Consider the following 23,573-nt stretch of genomic DNA (forward strand, 5'->3'; position numbering starts at 1 on the left):
ATGGCTGGAAAATAAATTTATGGAATAAAGGGGTGGCAATTAGGTGGCTTAGAGAGTAAGTGTCTTTTCTGTTCTATGGTACCAGGTTGAGGCGTGTAGTTTATTCGATAATCACTAGTTCAATTGAATCTAGCCGAAATAACGTTGTATCACTACACCTATGTTGGCTTCTTTTTACGTTTAAATAGCTTAATCCAGAAGATTCCTTCAAAGATAATGCCAAGAGCAAGGAAGATTACTCCTCCCACAGGGACTCCGAAAGCGTAGCAGGCAATCGCCGCAAATAAAAATAGCAGTGCGGTGGCAATTCTTTTCACTTTGATATTCCTTTGTTATGCCTCAGTTCTAGCCTAAGCTTGTTCTACTTCAAAGACTATACTGAATACCAGACTTAAACCCAACATAAATAATACCCAAGCATAGAACTGTGGAACAAAAAGCTAAAGGCAGATAGAGTTTGTAATGGCCATGCCTTTTTAATTACGTCCTCACAAAGCGGGACTAGTATTGCTATAAAGAAGTCATAGGTAGCGGCCTGGGTTTTTATTAAGAGTCTCAGACCTTATAGTCACTTTTACTCTTTCATGTGTACTATCTTAATGTTAGGTGGGGTTATATGAGGTAGCTTGTGAAAGTACTGATTGTTGGGGCTGGGCCCACGGGCCTTACAGCAGCGGTCGAGCTTGCTCGGCGAGGGCTATTGCCAAGAATTGTGGACCGCCGGGATAGCGCTTCAACTCTTAGTCGAGCGGTGGGAGTTACTTCTCGCAGCCTTGAGTTGCTTTCACACTCTGGCGTTTCTGAAAAGTTGATTGCTGAGGGGATCGCGGTTCAGAGCGCATGCATTTACCTAAATACGCATTTAGCGCTAGAGTTTCCCCTTCATTCCGATCGGACTTATTTCCCCGCCATTCTTGGACTTCCTCAAGACAGAACTGAAGCTCTCATGGCTCAGGTTTTATTTGGTATGGGAGTCGAAGTTGAATATAGGAAAGAACTCAAAACCCTTACCGAGGAAAAGAGCGGGGTAGTGGCTTTTTTTGATAATGGTGAAGAGGAGCGATTTGACCTGGTCGTAGGAGCGGATGGTATTCGCAGTACTGTTCGTGAAGCTGCAGGTATCAGTTATCCTGGATTTGACTTGGAAGAAGTGTGGTCAATCGCGGATGTTGATACGGGGGATTGGCCTCCTAAAAGAAAGTTTACCTTGGTCAAAATGGAATCTGGCGTGGTCGCTGTTGCAGTGCCATTGGGAGAAGGCCGACACCGTCTGGTAGCTAGCTGTGATAATGCAATTAAAGCATTTCCGATGGCGGTGGATGTTAAGAGGGTTCGGCGGGAGGGAACCTTTAAAATCTCAATTCGGCAAGCGGAAACTTACTCAAAGGGTAGGATACATCTAGCTGGAGATGCTGCCCATTGCCACTCTCCGGTTGGAGGTCGTGGTATGAACCTTGGGATAGCTGATGCAGCCGAATTGGCAAAACGGATCACTGAGGAGCAGCTCCTAGGCTACTCTGATTTGCGCCATCAAGAAGATAAAAAGGTTATTGAGGTTACTGAGCGTGGCCGGAAAATGATCACTGGACAATCCCTGAAAGCAAGATTTGAATTTCGAGCGTTAATCGCTGCCGCCAGTTCTATTCCTGCAGTGCGGAGAAAACTGGGGCAGTTTGCGGTGGAGCTTTAGGGGTCAAATAAATTTGTAATCATTTGTAGGTTGAGCCAGTTGTCTGCGAGCATGCGTGTCAAACTTTAGGGATATTTCAATCTATCTTTTTAGTTTTACAGCCGTACCAAAAACAAGAATTTCTGAGGAGCCATCCATAATTGCGCTTGTAGTAAAACGAATGCCTACTACGGCATCAGCGCCTTTTTGCCGGGCACTGTCACTCAATCTTTGAAAAGCTTTGTTTCTCGCTTCGGTTAACATCTCTGTGTAGCCTCGGATTTCTCCTCCGACAATGCTTTTGATGCCAGCCATTAAATCACGGCCAATATGTTTTGACTGAACAACGTTACCCGTAACGATATCCAATATCTCCGATATCTCTCTTCCTGGCACTGTTTCCGTAGTTGAAAAAATCATTTTGCTCCCCCTGAATTAGAAATACTCTTCTATTTTGCACTATTAGTAATCTTATCTCGATCTGTTACGCGAGTATATTCGATTGTTTGGTGATAATCGAATGTTCGTTTTTAGTTTTGATGTCGCATTTAATGGGTTGGAATTTCGTGATGAAAAGTGTAGTGGTCATATAGCCCGGTTATTTTTGATGGAGTATAAGCTAAATTAAATGCAGCCCAGTTATTGCTGCGGCTTTCTCGGTAGTAATTTTTCCACCCTTGTTTTGAGTGTAAATATGATGGGTAAAACCGCTTCCCTGAATATAGATAAGCTGTAAGTTAGGAAAGGTCAGGCGGAATCGCCATTTATCACCAATATTGTAAGGTTAGGGCGTCAGGTAGTTATTGCGCGCCTTTGCAGAGGTAAAGGCTAAGTTGCAATTTTTCGTTTTCGACCTTTGGATTTCACCAAGTAACATTGATGCGGAGAGGTCATTGCTTATGTGAAACTAGCTATCTTTGTATCCTTGATGTGATGCTGGGTTTGTTTCATCCAGCTCTGAAATAGCCTCATCTTGGGTTAGCTAATGGTCGAAAACTGAGCCCGTTATTTTATTGAGCCCTTTAGTAGACCCTTACTCAGCCAGCTGAAGCAATTATGAGAATTGAACTCGTAGCCGGCATTGTTGGTTTTCCGGTAATGAAATGAAGTCTCGATTACTCGATGCAATAGTCCTTGCGGCGTAAAAGTGTGCAATTATGATCTTTGAGAAATTTTGGTACCATTTTAAGGTAAAAAGTCCTGTTAGAGTTAACGTGGGTGCGCAGTAATATGTATTACAAATGCACTCCGGGTATGAAATTCTTGTTTCATGCTTTAACCATTTTTAATGGGAGTAAGCATTGCCAATAACCGACATCTATCCATTGGTTAAATTTTCGACCCACCTCTTTAAAATGAGCAACCTTTTCCATTCCAAACTTCTCATGAAGTGCTACACTGCCAGTATTTGGTAGAGCTATACCGCAGATTACTGCGTGGACATTGAGTTCGCTTAACTGTTTAAACAGTTCTGCATAGAGCTTTGAACCCCAGCCTTTTGAGGCATAGTTCATATCCAAATATACGGTAGCCTCTACGGAGTACTGGTATGCACAGCGCCCTTTCCATTTACTGGCATAGCAATAGCCGAGTACGCGGTCTTCGCCTTCGGCAACAAGCCAGGGAAGCTTGTTTTTTGCGCATTCCTCGATTCGGTTGACGATATTTTCAGTGGAAACCGGTTCAGCTTCAAAAGTAATATAGGTGTTTTTTACATAGTAATTGTAGATTTTAGCGATTTCTGAAGAGTTAGAGTGTTTAACTGCTCGAATCATATCTATCCTCCTTTCTATAATGGAGGGTAGTGGATGGCCATCTAAAAGCCAATAGGTATCTTCTAGTCGGCTATTGGCTGCAATAAAAATCTAGATTGCTATTTAGTGATTCTTACTAGCTAGTGATTTTTCATTAGTGAGAACTGGAAAATTTATTTTTAGCTTCCGGTTTATTTAGCTGAAGAGCCCGCCCTGTGTTATTGAAGGTGAGAGTACTTATGCACTACTTCCGAATTGGCTAGGTACTGCTGCCGGCAAAAGCAAGACCATCCACAATATTTTATAGCTAGACAGTTAATGCTGATTAAGGAGTAATCACTTGAGGTCACAGGTTTCCTTAGGGTATAGAGCCAAATATTACGACCCCAATCAATATCAACGCAGCTTGTCTGTAGGTAGCAGCAGATTTATACGTATCAGAATACCCACATTTTCAGATTTGGCAGATAAGGGTAAATGTGCCTGAAAACTAACCTTTATAACCAGTTCATGCCAGAAAATTTACATAGTAATCAGGGAGTCTCTGAGAGCTCCGTAGAGCGGGCCTTGAAGGCCTTAGTCCTTGGGAAGGACTAAGGCTGCGATGAGCTGTAGCTAGCATCGGTAGCGTCCAAGACCCGCAGGGATATTACGGAATTGTGCAGAGGTTCCGTTACGATCCTGGCAATGATCAATGTAGTCAGTGGTAGTTATACTTATAAATTCGGCCATCTGTGCCTCCTGTCACATATATATGGTCGTCGACAACCAGTAAGTCAGCTGTGAAACCTGCGACAGGATCTGCGCAAGTAGCTTCGGAATCCTCCGTCAATGGTGCAGCCAGTAAACAGAGTTGGCTGTTCTGAGAAATGTAGATCAAGTTGCCCAGAAAATCTGTTGCACCATTAATCTCATTCGAATAGTCGTTAATATTAGGCGAATGATATGTGAACTCGAAAACAGGTTCGTTAATCTCAGATTTACCGTAAATCTCAATGTCCTGATAAGAGCTAACATACATCTTCCCATTGGCAAAATTGATATCAGTTACCTGTGTTGTGTATGCAGAAAATTCAGAGAATTCTATATCGTATGGCCAGGTGGTCAGATCTAATCTCTTTATCCAGCTACCAGACCCTGTAAAATATAAATTATTATCATCGGCAACCATTGCATAAGCGTCAAATTCAAGTGACACAGATTTTCCATCTGAAAACGGAAGAGTTTTATCGTCAGTAAATGAGAGTACTTGATCGTCTGCCCCCCAGACACTGGCGAAGATAAAAACCATATCATTTTCAACAACGATACTTTCTGCCCAGCCATATCCAATTGGATCGAGGTAGTCGTTAAGATCAACTTCACTCAGTTGAGCAATTTTATCAATATCAGTAATATCAAAAGCTTGTACGAAATTCGTAAATGTTGGCCCGTTTGCTGCGTACAACAATCCCTTTTCTGAGATGGCCATATTCCTAAATTGACCATCGATAGCGTTTATCAACTGCAAGTTCTGATCGAGAACCCTAATTGGGCCAGCATAATTTAATAAGAATATATATTCATCGTACACTAGGAGTTTATTTGCATTTCCTTGGCTATCAAGGACAGATTCCAGCTTTATGGTGGTCTCGTCGTAGTCGACCAATTCCCATAGCCCCGTAGTACTTGAAATATAAAGGCTTCCATCAATCACGCCTATGGTATAGACCTGTCCAAGTTCCACGTTGACAGACTGTCCACCGAGATAACTGTCGTCGGAAATGCTGTATATGGAAAGGGGGTGATAGTATGAGGAATAAAATAGGAGTCCATCGTGTGTTGTTACCGCATCTCCATAGGTACCTCCAATAGTCTTGAGCTTAATAGGGTTAAATGCATCTGAGATGTCGTAAACATCCAATCCAGAAGTGCCCACTGAATAGAGCCTGTCGACATCCAGATAAAATGCTGCGGCACCTAACGCACCGGCACTATTAATTATTCGCTTGGTTATAATCTGGGGGTTAGCCAAATCAGTGATATCGATAATATAGAAATTATTGTAGTCTGTGACATACATGACATCTCCGTTTATTGCCATATATCCCATCTCACTGTAAGTGCTGTCTTCGTTGTAAAGGCCGACCTGGCCTACTTCACTAATTTGTTCAGGGTTATGGATATCAAAAACTGCAATTTTTCCGTAAGTCAAGAAAACGTAGGCGTAGTTCCCTATCACTTCAATATCGTTAACGCCCGCGTAGTCTGAACCCGAAAACTCACCTAATAAAGTTGGAGTATCAGGTATAGTTACATCATAAATTGTTATCCAGTTTCCACGACTGCCCACATACAATTTGTTATCAACTAACTTTATATCACTTGTTTCAGGAGAATTCTTGCTGGTTTGGGCGGTGTCGAGATTGCCGATAGGGACAAATTTACCAAGCTCTATACGATATATTTCTGTTCCTGCCCCTTTTGCTGCGCAATACACAATATCATTTCTCATAGTGAAATCTAGGCAGGCACCGTGTCCCCAGTGGTTCACTAATTCCAATGCCTGCTCGGGAGCTGGCTCGGGCTCGGGCTCGGGATCTGGGTCGGGTTCTGGATCCGGTGTAGGTGTAGATGATTCTGTCGTTGAGTCGTTATCCGTGCCCGATCCAGAGCCACCACCACCACAACTGGCGAGCAGTACTAGTACAACAATTAGAAAGAGATGATTGATATATCTGATGTCCATATCTATCCCCGACCTTTAATTCCAATTAAAAGAAAATGATTGTTTCTCGGCCTACAACTACCAAATTGAAGCGTCTAATCTGACGGCTTTATATCAGAGTCATACCGGGTTTAGCCAGTTATTGGCTGGAGAGTAGGCGGATAAAAACACCCGTAAGCCTTCCTGGGTTTCAACTGTAACCTGGGTGTCAGGCAATCACGAAGGATATCATCTGTTTATGTCCCAGTTGGTGTTTAAATTGCAGTTTAAATCTTCGTACCAATTAAGCTTTAAGTGTAAACTTTGTACCAATTGTTTGTTGTCTAAATGGTGAAAGCTATTGTTAAGATATTTAAAAATCTGAGCATTACCTGGGTCTTTCTAGATTATGTCTCTTAAGTATATTATTTGCTGATATGTCTTTTTTTGTCATGGTACTGCCAGAGCACATTGATAATTTTCCATTCATCCTTGTCATTTTTATATAAATGCATATAGTCAATCCATTCATCTACAGATAATTTTACCGATGCAGCTCGACTGTCGATATCGAGAATATCTATATCAAGTCTTGGGGTCGGAGGAAATTTATTACCATCCTTGTTGTAGTTCTCAGCTACCCAAAGCATAGTTTCATAATCTGTCTCCATTATAAACTCTGAGCCATCCTTGGCTTTCCAGTAGGTCCTTTTCGCTAGTTTTTTGTCTAAACCTCTACTCATTAAGTCGGGCTTAACTTGATGTTGTGATTCAATATAGTCGAGTACAGCCCTTTCTATGTTTTTTTTATCATTAGATGAGTCGGCATTTACAGCGCTAGCGAGTAGGGTGGATAGGGTAAAAAGTATTATTCGAAGCATAGGTATATCCTTGAGTTCTTTTGGTTTATGTCTTCTTTATTCGGGAGGTGTTGGTTTGAAATATTCAGACTATTTATGAGTAAAGTTGGTTTCCTATTAAATTTTAGGTTTGAGTTATTTGCCGCCTCTATCTGTGTTCGGAAATTTGAAAAAGAATCACTACAGCTTGGTGTGGCGATTTATGTCAGTCACTTTAATCTTTCTTTATCGATAGAATTCAACATAAAATTTTACTGCCCCCAGCGGCTTAATATGGTGCTTTACAGTTGGCTCTACTACGCCAGATCTTTCTGGACTTAGCTCAACAATCTCCACCTCGGGCTCTTGAATCGTATATTCCAGTGACCCAGCGAGGATTATTATCTTCCCCCATACGCCCTCCTTGGTAGTGTGATCTTTCAGTAGTCCTGGGGGGATATTCTCCTCAGTGAATTCAGGGGTTTTCTTATATGGAGCTATACATCCTGGTAATTCTTTCATTGATACTGGCCTTTTATCAATTTAAGTGGGTTTTGGCAGTCCAGGCTTCGTTTACAGGCTGACCTGGGTCTCTTTGTTTGAATAGGCCTCAATAAACTTTAGATAGGTCGAGACTAGAAGAGTAGGTGCCTCCCACTGCGGATAATGCCCAATCGTTCCCAGCTCAACAATATCCGCTGGCCGATCTATCAGTTGCCGAAATCGATCCACCATATGCTTCCCTGAAACTGGGTCCAGTGAGCCATTGATTAGTAGCAGGGGGCCGGGGTATTGCTTTAGGGCGTCGACCCAGCGCTGACGATGTTGGCGCCTGTCGCGCATATAGCTGATTAGTTTATAGAGGAGCCGGTTGCCATTCTTATATTGGAGAATTTGCCACAAGTCTCGCAACTCTCTGTCAGAGGGTTGTGTCTCTGGTCCGAAAATGGCACTGAAGCTGCGGCAAAACTGCCGGTAATTCATCAGTTTATTGATCAGGAAGCCTGCGGGAGAGAGCAGCAGTTTTTGTACGAAACGCGCTTGATGAGTTTCTGGAAATAGACCTCCGTTTAGCAGGCATGCTGAGGCATACCTCGTGGCACCACCGCTATTGGCTCTGGCGAGTAACTCCTGGGCAACGGTATCCCCATAGTCATGGGCCAGCAGGTGGACCTTGTTGATGTTTAAATGTTGCAGAAGAGCTTCATGTAAATCAGCTTGCCCGTGGATACTGTAGTTATGCTGCTTGGGTTTGTCTGAGTAACCGAATCCCAGCATATCCATAGCAATACAGCGATAGTGCGCTTTCAGTTGGGCCCATACCTTTTGCCAGTCATAACTACTGGTTGGAAAACCGTGAATCAAAAGCAGCACTGGTTTATGTCGGCAGCTTGGGTTGCTATCGACATAGAAGAGTTGGTGGTTTTGATAATCAAAAATCTTTCCGTTTGATAACCACTGCTGAGGCTGCATTGGCTGTTCCATTTCTTATTGTTGTATTTGCTGTAAAGATTGCACGATGAGCGCGCAACCTCAAGCAGCGGCTACAGGTGGAAAGTAATTATCCTGTTCCTTGCAATGCGTAAATCGCGGGCTTGTTGATTATCTTCCATACTGAAAGCAGGGTCACCGAGGCGGTTAGGCCGATAATAAGCAATGGTGGTAGCAGCCAGCCCCATAGGCTGGTTTCAATACTGAACTCGCTTTGCTCAAGCCAAAGCGCCAGAGGGACTAGGACCAAAGTCGCTACAGCGATACCGATAACGACGGGAATCAGGCTATCGATCAGGGTGTGATAGAAAATCGTCGCTGGGCGGGCGCCGATTGCCATGCGCACGCCAAGCTCAGTACGCCGTAGTTGTACGCTGTAACTGAGCACTCCAAAGATACCGATGGCAGCGAGGCTAAGTGCCAGTAATGTCAGGGCGGTGGTTACCCAAACTGAGACCCGGTCATTGCTTAGGAGTAGGTCTCGCGCCTGCTCCAGGGTGAATAGCTCAGAAACTTTGTACTGCCTGTTTACTTCGGCAAACTCCCGATTAATCTCTGTGGTGCTGAGCGGTTGGTGAGGCTTATACCTGAGTACGAGTAGGGGATAGCTCACGTTGATACCGCGCACAAATAAGCGGGCGGGTTCCTTTTTGCCGGGCAGGTTTGCGTTGCGTACTACACCGACCACTTGGTAGGGCAAGTCACCTCGCCAGTAGTAGCGATTGCCTAATACTTCTCCATCCGGCTCCAGTTGCTGGGCCAGGGTTTCGTTGACGAGCATCATGCGATTGTTATCGGAAAACTCAGCCGCATTGATATGGCGGCCAGCTATCAAAGGCATACGCAAAATGGAAAGGTAGTTTTCGTCGACCACTGTGGTCTTGGCCATCACCGGGTTTTGTCGGCTGGCATCATGACTCAGGGATGTGGTCCAGAGTGGCCGGCTGATGGAGATAGGAGTGTTTAGGCTCAGGCTGGCATTTTGTACTTTAGGGTGCTCCAGCAATCTTTGCCTGATGGCCTTCAGATAACTCTCCCGTTCGGCAGTGGGGGCACTCCTAAGATTGCCGATATTTAGAGTCATCACTTGAACGTTGTCCAGGGGGAAGCCAAAGGGCTGGTTAATCAGTCGGTTAGCTTGCAGGAAAATCTGCAAGCTGGCGACGATAAGCAAACTGGTCATCGCTACTTGGCTGCTGATGAGGACTTTGCGGATCAGTGGTGAAATTTGTACGCCGGAACCTTTGCCGCTGCTCTGCAGCATTTGATTCAGTGCGCGGTAATTAACCTGGCGACTGACTATGGCTGAGAAGAACAGGGCGAGCAGTAAGGCACACAACAGTGCAAAAACCAGTGTCTGCCAGTTTAAGGTGAGCTCTTGAATGCGAGGAATTTGTTCCGTAGCCAGCACCTTTAATACTTCCGTCGATCCCAGGGCTAAAAGTAGAGAAAGTAATGCAGCCCCTAACATAAGTAGGCCGATTTCATACAGCAGGGCTAAAAAGATATGTTTTTTGTGTGCGCCCAACGCAACCTGTATCGCCATATTGCGTTGTTGTTTGGCTGCGCGAGAAAGAATCAGGTTGGTAACATTGGCGCAGGCAATTAACAGAAGCACCAGTGTACCGCCCATTACCATTAGAGTTCGCGTGGCACTGTCGCCAAGTATTTTATTGGCGAAGGGGGTGAGTCGGTATTCAACGGACCTTTCTACCGAAGAGGATCTTCCCGCTAGGGCAGCTTGATACTCGGCATCCATTAATGTGCTCAATTCATGCCCTGCGTTGGTGGGGTCAATGCCCGGCTTCAACTTTCCTGTGAGCATGCGGAAAGGCAGGAAGCCTCTCCAATTATTTCTGCGCTCTACTTGCGTATCGTTAAAGTCCCAGGGCAGCCAGACCGCCGTTTGTCGGCCCTGTTTATAGATCTGGGGTTCAATGAAGTCTTTGGCAGTGACGCCGACAATACGAAAGTCAACCTCCCCAAATTGCAGGCTTTGCTCCAAGACATTTGGGTTGCGCCGGAACATCTGCTCCCAGGTTTGATAGCTGATAACCGCCACGGGAACCCGGCTGTCGAGCCCTTCATCGGTATTGAATTGTCTGCCCAGGGCCAGGGGTGCTCCAGCCAGCTGGAGATATTCTGGAGAGACATAGGAAACGTTAATCCGTGGTGATCCGGATAAATTGCGAATCACATCTTCCCAGAAGTACACCAGGGCGCTGGACTCGAAGAAGCTATCGTTCTTATAGATTTCAACCAGGGCGGGGTATTGGCTGTTGTTTTCCAGCCGCAGCTGCTTGTTCTGGTAGAGATTACCATTCACGACATACAGCCGATCTTCGTCCGGGTAGGGGAGGGGCGCGGCTAGCAGTTGGTAGTTGAGATTAAATAGCGTTACCAGGGTGCCGAGGGTGATACCCAGGGTCAGAATAATAGTGGTGGCGTAGCTCCGCGCCCGATTGAGGGACTGGAGGGCAATGGACAGGTCCTTTGTGGTGATCATAGGGCCATCTCATGGGGCTCTAGTATGGGCTGCGGCGTTGAGATTTTTCCATCCAGCAGATGCAATTGGCGGCTGGCCATGTCTGCATAACGAGGGTCATGGGTCACCATGCACAGGCTGGTCCCATCATTGTTGAGCTGCCGCAGCATTTCCATTACCGCATCGCCATTGTGGGAATCCAAATTGCCGGTGGGTTCGTCCACCAGCAGCAGGGATGGATTGCCAACTAGCGCCCGGGCTATGGCGATTCGCTGCTGTTGGCCACCGGACAACTGGTTAGGTTTGTGAGAGGCCCTGTGACTCATCCCTACCTTCTCCAGGCAATGTTTCACTTTTTTGTCGGCTTCAGACTTGGGAATGGGATTGCGGCGGTATCGCAGGGGCAAGGCGATATTGTCGTAGACAGAGAGTTCGTCAATCAGGTTAAAGGACTGGAAGATAAAGCCTACTTTCTCGTTGCGAATAGTCGCCGCCTCACTCAGCGACAATTGAGCGACTTCAATGCCTTCAATCTGATAGCTGCCGCTGGTGGGGAGGTCCAGCAGGCCGAGAATCGAGAGAAGTGTGGATTTACCGCAACCCGAGGGGCCGCAGATAGAAACGAATTCCCCCGAGTAAATACTCAGGTCAACGCCCCGCAGGGCGTGAGTTTCCATTTCTTCGGTGCTGAACACCTTAGTGATCCCGGCCATATGGAGGATTGGCTTGGACATAGCGAACTCCCTTTCTCGCTTTAGTCAACAATCTGGATATGCTCAGCTTCATTAAAATTGACCATATCCGAGAGGATGATGCGGTCCGCTTCATTGAGGCCTTGGGTGATCTGGATATATCGACCTGACTCTTCGCCGAAGCTGATGGGCTGGAGTGCCGCTTCCTCCCCGTTTTCGTTAATCAGGAAGAGGTTGGTTTCACTGTGCCTCTGCACATTGATAGGTCTCTCAACGAACAGCGTATCTTTCATAGTGGCAGTGAAGATCCGGGCATCGACGTTGAGTTGTGGCCTGGCAGACTCTGGCGCGCCTGCGCTAAAAGCAATTTCCACTTCAATATTGCCGTCCCTAACTTCGGGGGTAATACGGGTTACCACGCCCTTGACTTTTTCCCTGCGGGTATCAATTTCAGCGGGCTGGCCAACCTCCAGTTGCTCTGCTTTGGATTGTGGTACTTGAACCAGGGCGAGTAGATCTGTCTCGCTGCCGATCAGCGCTAGCTCCTGGCCGGGGGCGACACCTTGCCCCAGCTCTACTGGCAGCCGTTGTAGTATGCCGTCTAGTCCGGCGCGTACTGTCAGTCGGTCTGTTCGTTGCTGGATACTTTGCAGTTGGGTTTGGGCTTGGTTGATTTGCTCGCGCTGGATTAGCTCTGATTCGACGGCGACTTTGCGAAGGTGGTTGATACGCTGTTTTTGCAGGTCCACACGTTTTTTCATCTGTTCCTGGCGTAAGACGGTGGTTTGGTAGGTGAGCTGGGAAACCACTCCACTTTTTACCAGCTCGTCCTCAGCTTCGCGACGCAACTTGATCACTTGGTAATTGGAGTTCAGTTCCGCGAGTATGGCTTCCTCCGCGAGAACATCGCGCTGGTTGTTCAGAACAAGCCGGCGCAGATTAGCTTCCTCTTGCTCCAGGGAGGTTTCGGCTGCATCCAGGTCGCGCATTAATTCTGGGTTGCTCAGCTGCATAATGATGCTATCACTTTGTACTTCTGCACCGGGACGCAACATGATTTTTTCAACATTCGCTGCGGTTAGAGCGGTAATTAACGTCTGCTTGTCTGAACGCAGCCTACCATAACCATCTACCACAACTTGTAGGTCTCCCCGTTGGACGGTGCCCAACATTAGCTGTTCCCGCTCAACCTTGTAGGCGCTGTCAGGAAGTAACAAGAGGGTGCTGGTAAATGCCACAAAAGCAAGAGCAGCACCACCCAGCATTAAAGGGTGCTTAATCAGGGGGCGTTTCTTGGTTTTAATTATATCCATTTTGAGGCATTTCCTGAGTTAAGTAAACGTTATGCAATTTTCTTATTGTGAAGATTTTCTGCCTGATTCTGTAAAATATGGAAAATCAAACATATTGAGATTTAGGGGATATCTACTGGAGTTTTGAGGATTTCCGGATCTCGGTGCTTGTAACTTGCTAAGCTGAACATGTTTTATTTATCCATACTCAAATATCAACGATCAACTTTCTGCTGAACCTTATAAGGAATGAAAGTGCAGTAAAATAGATGATAGAGCTAGTTACTTGCGATGAATGGCGTGGAAATATAGATGGTGTGAATGACGTAAGCCTAATAGTTGACTCTACTGGTAATATATTGTTCAGTGAGCATTAAAGAGCAAGACTGTTGAATAATCTGGAAATCTCAGTCTCTCTACATTGAATGATTTGTATTTGGTGTCTAGAATTTGTAGTGGAGTGCCATATTGGATGACTATATTGCAGTGAGTACTTTAGTTACCAAAATCCATGAATACGCACAGCAAATTGATTTGTGTCGTCACTTAAAAATCTATTGTTCCCTAAAGTTATATTTAACATTACACGCACTCTGGGGTTGAAATAGTAATTAAATCCAAATACGAAATTGCTAGCCTTCATGTCTGGAATATCCCTATTTTCTATAGACTGATATCGAGCGGTTAACTCAAGAGCACCTGCCGGGGGGATAGGCTTTATAGACTTAAAGGTGCCTCTTTTTTCATTGTAGGGCTTTCGTTCTCCGGTAACAGCCCAGCTGCCAGTAATATACCAAGTGCGAACGTCCTGATCGCCTATGAAGCATCCGAAGAAAGGATCGCAGAAAAAGTCTGGTGGAGCTCCAAAAAATTCTTCGAAGGTTAGCTCAGAGAGAAAATAATCCCCAGTAAATTTTCCAAAAGCATATTCTGACTGAAAATAAAATGGCCCATAGGTGCCAGCTAATTCTAGCCCTGTGAAGTGGACGTTACCTTCAGGGCTGCCAAGGTAAAATTCGTCATCACCAAACTCCCCAAAGAAAAGGTCATCTCCGCCAGGGCTTAGTGCAATTAGCTGACCAAGGCCACGGCGTCCAGAATATTCAACAAAAGCTGTGCGTGGAAGGGTGAATCTATTGGGGTTTTCGTAGCTCACTGATGCACCCAGGTGAAGGGTGCTTATCTGATCGTTGATCGGGGCCCATGTGAACCTTGCTGCAGTACCGATACCTGAGTTCCGTGGGTTACCTGGATTGCGCAGATTAAACACATCAATGCCGAATGTATGGCAACACCAATAAGTATGCCAACCAAGCCCCTGTTGCCTGACGCGACCAAAGTAAATGCCGTCTGAAGCAAAGGGACGCTCCATCATCAGGATGTCATTTTGTCCGATTAGCTCACCAAGAGATCTACTTGGCTTATAATTCCCTGTGATGAATTTTCCATTAAAGACTTCAGTATTCATATAAACATCTAAAAGTCCGCCAGTGCCGGCAATGGAGAAATCACGTTCTAGTTTGTATTCCCACTTCCATAGTTTTCCTCTCATTATCAAGCGTACAGCGCGAAAGTCAGTGGTGTTTACAGGCTCGTCTATATCTCGAAAAACAAAATAATCTTCGTCTAACTCGGAGTAAAAAGAGTCATCTTTGTCAAAAATATATCCATCAAAGAAGATAATTCCGCCGAGTTCACCATAGAAATTGCCATCATCAGAGGTGATTTTTAATCCCCCTTTTGTTTCGGCTATATCCGCGATAGAGGGGCTGGAGAAGTACAAGCAGGCCAAAGCAAGGTGCAGGCCATAGCGTTTCATGTCACGCTCTCTGTAATGGTTGCCATTATTAATAGATATGTGTCGCAGCAGTGTAGTAGTCAGTAACGGGTACGTAAACCTTAAAGTAAGTTGTTGATCTATACCCCGACAAGTAGATCTAGATATTGAAAAGTGGTAAGCGTATTTCGATTTCTAGATACCTTAAATTTTCGCGAGGTTGCTTATAGGTCACACTTGATCGAGCATTTATTTGGTTTTCATAGGTGTGGTTTGATTGGTTCTTTATCTTATAGTCATGTTATTTCCGGCAGTGTCCGAAATAATGGTGCGAGTTATATCTTGTCCTGAGCAGGTAGGGAGTTGGGAGGGGCGCGTACAAATTGATTGGATTGACACTCAATCTAGAGAGCTTTAGATAAACTGGTTAAGCTAGTTGTATCTCCGTGGTAGAGGCTGATTTGGCAATGCCAATAAAGAATTTTCTAAAAAAAGAGGCTGACCCCTTATCTTCTATTTATCTTGGAAGTCCCTGTCAGAATTTGATTCTAGTTAAATAGAGCTATTGTTGCCCGCAAATCTCTCTACCTATTTGGGGGTAAATGCACTATGCCTACCTATAATGGGCAGGTGTCACTTTTTTATTGATTTTATATATTATCCGGGTGTATCACAATTTAACTGTATTTAAATGCTCCGGGTGGCAAATTATTTATTTTGTAGTGTGTGGTTATTCTCGTGGAGCCACTCCTATAGAGTTTAGGGTATGCAGAGATACCTCTGATTTATTCAGGAGGTTTTTGCTAGAAATTGAGGGGAGAGTTTACTGCGCCTGCGGCCGTGTGAGGCATGGATACCGATTATGCGTTTATAGAGACGTATTCTCAGCGCGTCTGGGGTGCATAAATTCTTGTCTTCTGTTTCATAGTGGTTCGGTTAATGAATTGCTCGAAGCGCATTCTGCTGAAGAATATGTCCGCTGATCAAAAATGTCGCGAATCCAGTGATAGATACCCGGAACAAATTTACATGGGGTAAATCGATAGTGACTAGTAAATCAGGTTACCGGGAGTTGCCTTTGGTCTATGCATGCTCCGGGTGTTCCAGTGCCGCACAGTTAGCAAATACTTTAGCTGTGAAGCTAGACCGGAATGCGCAGGCAGAGATGTCCTGTGTGGCTGGGGTTGGAGGAGATGTAAATGCATTGGTTAAAACTGCAAAATCAGGGCGTAAGAAAATTGTTCTGGATGGCTGTCCTTTGCACTGTGCCATCAACTGCTTAAGGCGCCAGGGGGTTGAACCTGAAGCACACATAGACCTCTCCAAGGAGGGGGTCCGAAAAAAAATGCATGCGGACCCGTGTGAAGAGGAAATAGAGCGTATCTGGAATTCCGTGGTGATTCCCCAGCTGTCTATGATGACAGAACCGTGACCCACTTATCCGCTGAATTTAACGGCCATCTGCCAATAGTGATCCTTTGCCGTATGGCCGCCATGATCAAGGTAATTCTTAAAATATAGGGGTCCATTCCTTTAGCTTGATGTTTTACAAACAATGGATGTCGACTACTCATCTTTGGAAGTATTTGGTTCTTACCCTGAGGGGGGCTTCCTGCGAAAATCACTAAACATTGAATACTCCTGTTGAAGAAGGTCAAAGGGAGTAACGTTTTCCACAATGATGCATAGCAGGCTTCAGGGCAAATGATAAAGCTGGAGCTAAGTTGTAGCTGTTTTATCGGATATGGAGGGAAAATGCTGGCGATTAGAAAATCAATTTCACATATGGGCTATCGACTCAGCTGCAGAGTAATGCCGTTGTTACCCAGCTGGCCGGGTGAGATCGCATTTATCAAATTGCTAAATACGAGGCTTTCAGAGGAGTTAAACGATGGACTCTTCGACTTTCTAGATGGTCAGGTGCTGGAAGTTACCGTTAGGGATATGGGAGTTTGTCTTAGGGTAAGTAAGCGCGACACACTCTTTGTACGCGCGCCAGCTCACGCCGTGGCTGACTCTACTATCTCAGCTGATATTGCCGATTTCCTGGCAATTGCCAGCGGTCGTGAGGACCCGGATACGCTTTTTTTCCAACGTAGGCTATGCCTCGGTGGACAGACCGAAATTGGTCTGACAGTAAAGAACCGGCTTGATGCACTCGATCGAAGCCGCATACCGCAGTGGACCCTGCGCTGGCTGGATATTATTGCTGCTGAATTAGCAATGGTTACCCGAATTAATTAGGGAGCAACTATGGAACTTGTATGCCCGGCCGGGAGCCTGCCAGCACTGGAGGCCGCAGTCGATAATGGTGCAGATGCGGTTTATATCGGTTTTAGCGATGAAACCAATGCACGGAACTTTGGCGGACTAAATTTTAACGACAAGAGTGCGTTGCGTGCCTTGGAGCGAATTCGCAGCCGAGGTAGAAAGTTATATGTGGCTATTAATACCTACGCAAAGCCAGATACTTTTTCGCGCTGGCAGGCAGCGGTAGATAGGGCGGCAGGGCTCAGTGCTGATGCCGTGATTTTGGCAGATATCGGTCTTATGGAATATGCGCAGAAAAAGTATCCGCATTTGGCTCTCCATCTATCGGTGCAGGCATCTGCTACCAGTGGACCCGCATTGGAATTCTACCGGCAGCAATTTGGTGTCCGCCGTGCGGTTCTACCCCGGGTACTGTCACTTAAACAAGTAGAGCAGTTGGCAGTTGCCAGCCCAGTGGAGTTGGAAGTTTTTGGTTTCGGTAGCCTTTGTATTATGGCTGAGGGGCGCTGTCATCTAAGTTCCTACGTAACTGGAGAGTCGCCTAATAAGAACGGCGTTTGTTCGCCGGCCAAGGCGGTGGAATGGAGGAATGTAGCGAACGGACTGGAAACCAGGCTGAATGGAGTGCTGATCGACCGGTTTACCGAGGGTGAAAATGCTGGCTACCCAACCTTGTGTAAGGGCCGGTTTATCGTTGACGAAAAGCGTCAGCACGCGCTTGAGGAGCCGACAAGCTTGAATAGTATGGCTCTGCTGCCGGAGCTGAGGTTGGCGGGTATAAAGGCTATTAAGCTAGAAGGCAGACAGCGGAGTCCTGCCTATGTATCGCAAATAGTGCGCACTTGGCGTGAGGCGATTGATGCGGTGTTACAGCTTGGTGATGATTTCTCTGTGAGGGATCGCTGGCGGGATACATTGGCAAAAAATTCTGAAGGCAAGCAAACGACTCTGGGCGCTTATGATCGCCCCTGGCAGTAGAGGACAAAAGATGCGGCTAGCTCTGGGACCTGCGCAATATTATTGGCGGCGTACCGATATTAATTTTTTCTATGAAGAAATTCTTTCGGCACCGCTGGATATTATTTATTTGGGAGAAGTGGTGTGTGGTAAGAGACATGAGTTGCGAGCGGCGGACTGGTTGGATCTGGCCCGGATGTTGGCGGAGGCTTCGGACAAGCAAATAGTCCTGTCTACACTGACATTGCTGGAATCCAATGCGGATCTCAACTGGGTACGGAAAATCTGTGACAATGGTCAGTGGTTGGTTGAAGCTAATGATATGTCGGCAGTACAGCTTTTATCGGAAGCCCGGCTGCCGTTTACCTGTGGTCCTGCCGTCAATATTTATAATCACAAAGTCGTAGAACGCCTAATGTCAATAGGCATGATACGCTGGACGGTGCCGGTAGAAATGGGGGCGCAGCAATTGAGAGCGGTGCTTGAAGTTTGCACCAATAAACCAGAAATTGAGCTGTTTGCCCATGGCCATATGCCACTGGCTTATTCGGCGCGCTGCTTTACTGCCCGCCACCACGGGCTGGCAAAAGATAATTGCGATTACCGTTGCATGGAGTATCCCAATGGGTTGCCGTTGGCATCTCAGGAGGGAGAAGATTTATTCGTGATAAATGGGATTCAGACGCTATCCGGGGAAGTAGTCAATTTACTGCCACACTACCCACAACTGTGTGAAATGGAGATTGATATCCTGCGCCTGTCTCCACAATGGCAACGAACGCTCCAGGTTATTGAAGCTTTCGATCGTGCCCGGCACGGTGAATTGCTCCCACTACTCTTGCCACCGGGGGTGGATGGCTACTGGTGTGATCGCCCCGGACTTGAGCTGATTGCCCGCAGTGATAATGATGCGGTTATGTAATTGAGCACAGGCTCTAATAACTGGGGGATTCCACAATAGAGCCAATCTCCTGACTCTTTATTCTATTCTTATGGTCAATTATTGCTGGAACCGCGCTCTACGTCGTAAAGTAAGCCATGCCTTGAAGAATAGAAGCGCCAGGTGATGACCAGGCAAATCAGATAAAAGATAAGGAATCCCCACAGTGCCGCCAAGGGGCCACCGGTAACCTCTATGGATGTTCCGTACGCCTTGGGAATAAAAAAAGCTCCATAAGCTGCAATGGCACTGGTGAAAGCAATTATGGCAGCACTCTCGCGGTCGATCTGGCGTTTCTGTTCCTCACTGTTCAAGCTGGGTATAAGGTGTGGGATCTCTTTGCCCATAATCACTGGAATCATTTGGAATGTTGAGGCATTGCCGACCCCGGTGAGGAAGAACAGGGCCATAAAGCAGGTGAAGAATCCCCAGAAAGCCCCGGCTGCTTCATTGTTGGCAATAAAGTAAATTACCCCGAGTACTGCAAGCATCATTCCGACAAAGGTCCAGAAGGTAACCCTGGCGCCCCCGTATTTATCCGCTAGCCAGCCACTACCAGCACGGCTCAGGGCCCCCACCAATGGCCCTAAAAATACCAGCTGTAACGCATTAACATCCGGAAACTGCAGCCGTGTCAGCAACGGGAATCCAGCGGAGTATCCAATAAAGCTACCAAATGTGCCGGTATAGAGGATGCACATCAACCAGTTGTGCTTGCGCTGGAAAATAACAGCCTGTTCTGCAAAGCTGGACTTTGCATCTGCGATGTCATTCATACCCAGCCAGGCGGCCGCCGTGGAAGCAATAATCAGCGGGACCCAAATAAAGCCTGCATTCTGCATCCATAGCAAGGTGCCATCATCCGCCTGTTGTGGACTGCCACCCAGCACGCCGAAAATGCCCGCAGTGATCGCCAGGGGTACCAGAAACTGCATCACCGATACGCCCAGGTTACCGAGCCCTGCATTCAGTGCCAGAGCATGGCCCTTTTCCTTCTTCGGGAAGAAGAAAGCAATATTTGCCATTGAGGAGGCGAAGTTGCCCCCGCCCAAACCGCAAAGCAGGGCCAATACCAGGAAAATCAGGAATGGTGTGGTTGGGTCCTGCACGGCATAACCCATGCCAATTGACGGCACCAATAGGGATGCTGTGGATACTGCGGTCCACAGCCTTCCGCCGAAGATCGGCACCATAAAGCTATAAAATATTCTCAGTGTGGCGCCAGACAGGCCGGGTAGGGCGGCAAGCCAGAATAATTGGGCGGAGTTAAAGTTAAAACCGATCGCAGGCAATCTCGCTACCACTACTGACCAGACCATCCACACCGCAAATGCGAGAAGTAAGGCCGGGATAGAGATCCATAAGTTCTGCCGTGCAATGGTGCGGCCTCGGGTTTCCCAAAATTCTTTGTCCTCTGGGTTCCAGTCATCCAGGACCCGATCTTTTCTGGCTTCTTCCTCCGTTGGGCGCAGATCTTCTTCAGTATCTTCAACCTGTTCTGGGCGCTTGGCCTCAGCTTGAATCGACAAATGCATCCAGATTAAGGCGAATACGACCAGGGCAAAGAGGATTGCGAAGCAACTGGTGTAAATACCTGTTAAATCTAATGCGATGCCAAAAATAATCGGCAGTATGAAGCCGCCCAACCCCCCGATCATTCCCACTAGTCCACCGACAGAACCGATATGCTTGGGGTAATAAACCGGGATGTGTTTATAAGTTGCTGCTTTGCCCAGGCTCATAAAGAAGCCGAGCAGGAAGAGCACCACTACAAATGGCAATAGGTCCATCTGGGTACTGAAACTCAGTGGCCCATTTTTAGTAGTGATAATGTACTGGGTGGGTGGGTAAGACAGCATCAGCAGTAGTAACAGGGAGAAACCAAAGGTCCAGTACATTATGGTCCGCGCGCCGTGACGGTCAGAGAGATGTCCCCCATAAGCGCGAAATAGTGATGCCGATAGAGAGAAGGCTGCTGCGCAGATGCCGGCAGTGCGCACATCCACTTCGTAGACTTCAATCAGGTAATTGGGGGTCCACAGTGCCAGGGCGACAAAACCGCCGAATACAAAGAAGTAGTACAGAGAAAATCGCCAAACACGAATATCCTCCAAAGGCTTGAATTGCTCTGCAAATGAGGGCACTGGCTTGCCAGATTCCTTCTGCGCCACCCACTGGGGTTCATCCTTAGCGAATACAAAAAAAGTGACCGCCATCAGCGCCAACGCAGCGGCCCAGATATAGGCCACCATATGCCAACCGAAAGCCACCAGGATAAAGGGGGCTACAAACTTGGTAACGGCAGCGCCCACATTACCTGCGCCAAAAATGCCCAGAGCGGTGCCCTGTCGCTCGGGCTCAAACCAACTCGCGACATAAGTAACCCCGATAATAAATGAGCCTCCGGCCAAGCCAATCCCCAAGGCGGTCAGCAGATACATTGGATAGGTAGAGGCGAATGTCAGCAGCCAGGTGGAAAGAGCGGTGAGCAGCATTTGCAGGGTGAAGACAAGGCGGCCACCATAGCGTTCTGTCCATATGCCAAGAATTAGGCGGGTGACAGAGCCTGTGAGGACCGGAGTTGCAATAAGGAGGCCGAACTCGGATTCGCTGATACCCAGCTCTTCTTTAATCGCAATGCCAATGATCGAGAAAATCGTCCACACCGCAAAGCAGGCGGTAAAGGCGATGGTGCTCAGGCTCAATGCCCGAACCTGATCGGGCCGGGAGGCGGCAGGTAGTGAAGCCATGATGGATTTTCCCTATCCCGAGGCTTAAGGAATCAGTAGAAACACCGCAATCAGTACACAGGCAATAGTCACAATGGCCCACACCATTGGCCATAGGCGTTTTTTTTCAGGCTTGACGGAGACTGACTCCATCGGGTCGTGTCCTTCTTGGTCCGGGCCATAAGTGTCATCCCGCACGGCGTGCAGGTCCGGGTTCAAGTGGGCATCCTTGGGAGGTTTTTTGATACTCATGATGCTGGGCTCTCAGTCGTCGATGCATTTAAATCGAGTTGTACGCCCTCTATATTGGCAGTGCGCGCCAGTTCACCAATAAACCTTGAGGCCGATGTTACCCAAGCGCGCGCTTCCAGCATGTCGAGGATTTTTTCCCTGGCCAACTCAAATGGCAGTGTCTGCCCGGGAATCCGGCGATGTAGGCGCACCACATGCCAGCCGAAACGGCTCTGTACCGGTTCCCGCCCAGTGCATCCCTCTGCCAGCGCTTCCAGGGCCTGTTGTACAGCCCGATCCAGCTCGCCACGGCGAACCTGGCCCAGTGAGCCATCCTGCTGGGCTGTTGGACAGCCGGATAATTCCCGAGCGGCTGCGGCAAAGCTCTCTGCATCGTCGCCTAATTCGCTGGTGAGCTGTCGAGCCTGCTGCTCTGCCTGCAGCCGACCACTGTCGGTATCTTCGATGGGTTCAATCAGGATATGAGCGGCCTCAAATAAGTCAGGCGTGCGGAAACGATGGATATGCCCATCGTAATAGCGGCGGCATTCCTCTTCAGTGACGTGGGCTGCGGGTAGTTCCCGCTCCAGTAAAGCACTTATTTCTGTATTTTCTTCCGTGTCATTGGGATTGTCGGTATCGTTATGTCTCTGTTCTTTGTGATGTCTGCTGCGGATAACCTGCTGCAGTAGTTCCCTAATAGCCAGAGCCCTTGCCGCATGGTGCCAAGCGATTTTGCCGTCTGGGGCTGGGTGATATTGCATCTCCCGCGCAATCTCCTCGGCTGTAATCTCTACTCCATTGACTCGCACCTCGGCAAAGGCGGGCATCGGTGTATGTTCAATGTCTGGACCATAACCACAGCCGCCGACCTCGCAGGCAGATGGTAATACGGGATCTTGGAGCTTTGCCCCAGTAGGAGAGGGGGGCAGCTCGATGTACTGTATGGCGTTGTCTTTGCTCATATTGAGCCTTCACTTGGGTGCTGGGCTTGTCGGTTGAGGTGCGGTCGGATCAGGTATGGGTGTCGTACTTTTGCGAGCGAGTCTTCGCGATCTCACTATTTGGTATCCGGGGCGCAATACATAGGCAAACGGCGCACTCCAGATGTGTACCAATCGTGTAAAGGGGGTAATCAGGAATAGTGTCAGCCCGAGCACAATGTGTATCTTGTAGACGAGCTCGGTATTGATAATCAGCTCAGAGGCAGAGGGAGTAAAAGTGAGTATGCCCTGAGCCCAGCCCATAAATAATACCATTTCCTTGCCGCTCAGGTGGTCCATGGTCCAGATGGTCGTGGCCAGTCCGATAAATAGCTGCAGCCAAATCAGTACAAGGACCAGGATGTCACCGACCGAAGAGCTGTGGCGGATGCGAGCGTAATAGAGCCGACGATGTAACAGTATGCTGCAGCCAATAAATCCGGCAATTCCGGCAAGGCCGCCAACGATCAGTGCCATTAACTGCTTGAAGCTGTGACTCACCCCAAAATAATCAAAAACCCCAATAGGAGTCAGTAGGCCAACAAAGTGCCCAACAAACAGGATCAGGATTCCCAGGTGGAGCAGATTAGACCCCAGCATCATCTGTTTGCGGCGTAAGAACTGTGAAGATTGTGATCGCCAGCTGTATTGGCCTTTGTCAAAGCGAATGATGCTACCGAGCACCAGTACGGTAAGGGCCACATATGGGTACCAACCAAATAATAAATAGTTGATGACGCTGTGCATGGTGTTTGTCTCAATAAACTTTTGGGTGGT

The 23,573-nt window shown here is 47.3% G+C and carries 20 protein-coding genes; 5 read left to right on the forward strand and 15 right to left on the reverse strand.

Features of this window, described 5'->3' with window-relative positions:
* Positions 1-158 precede the first annotated feature (158 nt).
* Complete coding sequence (locus ACJJIE_RS04950; protein ID WP_282932647.1) at positions 159-317, reverse strand: hypothetical protein; 159 nt, start codon at positions 315-317, stop codon at positions 159-161.
* 311 nt (positions 318-628) lie between these two features.
* On the opposite strand from ACJJIE_RS04950, the gene ACJJIE_RS04955 reads away from it, so the two are divergent.
* Positions 629-1,690: an FAD-dependent oxidoreductase gene (locus ACJJIE_RS04955; RefSeq protein WP_444893759.1), complete on the forward strand. Its 1,062-nt coding sequence runs from the start codon at positions 629-631 to the stop codon at positions 1,688-1,690.
* A gap of 81 nt (positions 1,691-1,771) precedes the next feature.
* On the opposite strand, the gene ACJJIE_RS04960 is transcribed toward ACJJIE_RS04955, so the two are convergent.
* The 10 genes from ACJJIE_RS04960 to ACJJIE_RS05005 form a co-directional block, all read right to left on the reverse strand.
* Positions 1,772-2,089 (reverse strand): heavy metal-binding domain-containing protein, encoded by a 318-nt coding sequence (locus tag ACJJIE_RS04960; RefSeq protein WP_282932649.1) that lies wholly within the window; start codon positions 2,087-2,089, stop codon positions 1,772-1,774.
* An 848-nt stretch (positions 2,090-2,937) separates the two neighbouring features.
* The gene (locus ACJJIE_RS04965; protein ID WP_444893760.1) at positions 2,938-3,444 is read right to left on the reverse strand and encodes an arsinothricin resistance N-acetyltransferase ArsN1 family B; all 507 of its coding nucleotides are present in this window, start codon (positions 3,442-3,444) and stop codon (positions 2,938-2,940) included.
* A gap of 679 nt (positions 3,445-4,123) precedes the next feature.
* Positions 4,124-6,151: an LVIVD repeat-containing protein gene (locus ACJJIE_RS04970; RefSeq protein ID WP_444893761.1), complete on the reverse strand. Its 2,028-nt coding sequence runs from the start codon at positions 6,149-6,151 to the stop codon at positions 4,124-4,126.
* A gap of 383 nt (positions 6,152-6,534) precedes the next feature.
* Positions 6,535-6,990 (reverse strand): nuclear transport factor 2 family protein, encoded by a 456-nt coding sequence (locus tag ACJJIE_RS04975; RefSeq protein WP_444893762.1) that lies wholly within the window; start codon positions 6,988-6,990, stop codon positions 6,535-6,537.
* A gap of 204 nt (positions 6,991-7,194) precedes the next feature.
* Positions 7,195-7,470: a TehB family protein gene (locus ACJJIE_RS04980; protein ID WP_444893763.1), complete on the reverse strand. Its 276-nt coding sequence runs from the start codon at positions 7,468-7,470 to the stop codon at positions 7,195-7,197.
* 51 nt (positions 7,471-7,521) lie between these two features.
* A complete protein-coding gene (locus tag ACJJIE_RS04985) occupies positions 7,522-8,421 on the reverse strand; it encodes an alpha/beta fold hydrolase (RefSeq protein ID WP_444893764.1) in 900 nt (299 codons plus the stop codon).
* An 88-nt stretch (positions 8,422-8,509) separates the two neighbouring features.
* Positions 8,510-10,945 carry an ABC transporter permease gene (locus ACJJIE_RS04990; protein WP_444893765.1) on the reverse strand — a complete coding sequence of 812 codons (2,436 nt, stop codon included), beginning with the start codon at positions 10,943-10,945 and terminating at the stop codon, positions 8,510-8,512.
* The gene (locus ACJJIE_RS04995) at positions 10,942-11,658 is read right to left on the reverse strand and encodes an ABC transporter ATP-binding protein (RefSeq protein ID WP_444893766.1); all 717 of its coding nucleotides are present in this window, start codon (positions 11,656-11,658) and stop codon (positions 10,942-10,944) included. Before ACJJIE_RS04995 ends, ACJJIE_RS04990 begins: the two co-directional genes overlap by 4 nt.
* 20 nt (positions 11,659-11,678) lie before the next feature.
* Positions 11,679-12,929: an efflux RND transporter periplasmic adaptor subunit gene (locus tag ACJJIE_RS05000; RefSeq protein ID WP_444893767.1), complete on the reverse strand. Its 1,251-nt coding sequence runs from the start codon at positions 12,927-12,929 to the stop codon at positions 11,679-11,681.
* A 478-nt stretch (positions 12,930-13,407) separates the two neighbouring features.
* Positions 13,408-14,727, reverse strand: a complete 1,320-nt coding sequence (locus tag ACJJIE_RS05005) for an OprO/OprP family phosphate-selective porin (protein ID WP_444893768.1) — start codon at positions 14,725-14,727, stop codon at positions 13,408-13,410.
* A 1,003-nt stretch (positions 14,728-15,730) separates the two neighbouring features.
* On the opposite strand from ACJJIE_RS05005, the gene ACJJIE_RS05010 reads away from it, so the two are divergent.
* The 4 genes from ACJJIE_RS05010 to ACJJIE_RS05025 all read left to right on the forward strand — a co-directional run bounded on the left by ACJJIE_RS05010 (position 15,731) and on the right by ACJJIE_RS05025 (position 18,835).
* The gene (locus tag ACJJIE_RS05010) at positions 15,731-16,117 is read left to right on the forward strand and encodes a putative zinc-binding protein (protein WP_444893769.1); all 387 of its coding nucleotides are present in this window, start codon (positions 15,731-15,733) and stop codon (positions 16,115-16,117) included.
* A gap of 323 nt (positions 16,118-16,440) precedes the next feature.
* Entirely contained in the window at positions 16,441-16,929 is a 489-nt protein-coding gene (ubiT, locus tag ACJJIE_RS05015) for a ubiquinone anaerobic biosynthesis accessory factor UbiT (RefSeq protein WP_444893770.1), read from the forward strand.
* Between the two features lie 9 nt (positions 16,930-16,938).
* A complete protein-coding gene (ubiU, locus tag ACJJIE_RS05020) occupies positions 16,939-17,934 on the forward strand; it encodes a ubiquinone anaerobic biosynthesis protein UbiU (protein ID WP_282932661.1) in 996 nt (331 codons plus the stop codon).
* Positions 17,935-17,944: 10 nt separating this feature from the next.
* Positions 17,945-18,835 carry a U32 family peptidase gene (locus ACJJIE_RS05025; protein ID WP_444893771.1) on the forward strand — a complete coding sequence of 297 codons (891 nt, stop codon included), beginning with the start codon at positions 17,945-17,947 and terminating at the stop codon, positions 18,833-18,835.
* 74 nt (positions 18,836-18,909) lie between these two features.
* On the opposite strand, the gene ACJJIE_RS05030 is transcribed toward ACJJIE_RS05025, so the two are convergent.
* From ACJJIE_RS05030 to narI, 4 genes are read right to left on the reverse strand one after another with little or no spacing between them, the layout of a single operon-like run.
* Complete coding sequence (locus ACJJIE_RS05030) at positions 18,910-21,603, reverse strand: nitrate/nitrite transporter (protein WP_444893772.1); 2,694 nt, start codon at positions 21,601-21,603, stop codon at positions 18,910-18,912.
* Positions 21,604-21,627: 24 nt separating this feature from the next.
* Positions 21,628-21,834, reverse strand: a complete 207-nt coding sequence (locus ACJJIE_RS05035) for a hypothetical protein (protein ID WP_444893773.1) — start codon at positions 21,832-21,834, stop codon at positions 21,628-21,630.
* A complete protein-coding gene (locus ACJJIE_RS05040) occupies positions 21,831-22,778 on the reverse strand; it encodes a peptidylprolyl isomerase (protein WP_444893774.1) in 948 nt (315 codons plus the stop codon). The genes ACJJIE_RS05035 and ACJJIE_RS05040 overlap by 4 nt, the downstream gene beginning before the upstream one ends.
* Before the next feature lie 9 nt (positions 22,779-22,787).
* Complete coding sequence (gene narI, locus ACJJIE_RS05045) at positions 22,788-23,543, reverse strand: respiratory nitrate reductase subunit gamma (RefSeq protein ID WP_444893775.1); 756 nt, start codon at positions 23,541-23,543, stop codon at positions 22,788-22,790.
* Positions 23,544-23,573: the final 30 nt, after the last annotated feature.

This window comes from Microbulbifer maximicatervae (SeqCode) (assembly GCF_052467325.1).

Coding starts and splice junctions, on each gene's coding strand:
- ACJJIE_RS04960 (WP_282932649.1), bottom strand. CDS start 2,089: ATGATTTTTTCAACTACGGAAACAGTGCCAGGAAGAGAGATATCGGAG.
- ACJJIE_RS04965 (WP_444893760.1), bottom strand. CDS start 3,444: ATGATTCGAGCAGTTAAACACTCTAACTCTTCAGAAATCGCTAAAATC.
- ACJJIE_RS04970 (WP_444893761.1), bottom strand. CDS start 6,151: ATGGACATCAGATATATCAATCATCTCTTTCTAATTGTTGTACTAGTA.
- ACJJIE_RS04975 (WP_444893762.1), bottom strand. CDS start 6,990: ATGCTTCGAATAATACTTTTTACCCTATCCACCCTACTCGCTAGCGCT.
- ACJJIE_RS04980 (WP_444893763.1), bottom strand. CDS start 7,470: ATGAAAGAATTACCAGGATGTATAGCTCCATATAAGAAAACCCCTGAA.
- ACJJIE_RS04985 (WP_444893764.1), bottom strand. CDS start 8,421: ATGCAGCCTCAGCAGTGGTTATCAAACGGAAAGATTTTTGATTATCAA.
- ACJJIE_RS04990 (WP_444893765.1), bottom strand. CDS start 10,945: ATGATCACCACAAAGGACCTGTCCATTGCCCTCCAGTCCCTCAATCGG.
- ACJJIE_RS04995 (WP_444893766.1), bottom strand. CDS start 11,658: ATGTCCAAGCCAATCCTCCATATGGCCGGGATCACTAAGGTGTTCAGC.
- ACJJIE_RS05000 (WP_444893767.1), bottom strand. CDS start 12,929: ATGGATATAATTAAAACCAAGAAACGCCCCCTGATTAAGCACCCTTTA.
- ACJJIE_RS05005 (WP_444893768.1), bottom strand. CDS start 14,727: ATGAAACGCTATGGCCTGCACCTTGCTTTGGCCTGCTTGTACTTCTCC.
- ubiT (WP_444893770.1), top strand. CDS start 16,441: ATGCTGGCGATTAGAAAATCAATTTCACATATGGGCTATCGACTCAGC.
- ubiU (WP_282932661.1), top strand. CDS start 16,939: ATGGAACTTGTATGCCCGGCCGGGAGCCTGCCAGCACTGGAGGCCGCA.
- ACJJIE_RS05025 (WP_444893771.1), top strand. CDS start 17,945: ATGCGGCTAGCTCTGGGACCTGCGCAATATTATTGGCGGCGTACCGAT.
- ACJJIE_RS05030 (WP_444893772.1), bottom strand. CDS start 21,603: ATGGCTTCACTACCTGCCGCCTCCCGGCCCGATCAGGTTCGGGCATTG.
- ACJJIE_RS05035 (WP_444893773.1), bottom strand. CDS start 21,834: ATGAGTATCAAAAAACCTCCCAAGGATGCCCACTTGAACCCGGACCTG.
- ACJJIE_RS05040 (WP_444893774.1), bottom strand. CDS start 22,778: ATGAGCAAAGACAACGCCATACAGTACATCGAGCTGCCCCCCTCTCCT.
- narI (WP_444893775.1), bottom strand. CDS start 23,543: ATGCACAGCGTCATCAACTATTTATTATTTGGTTGGTACCCATATGTG.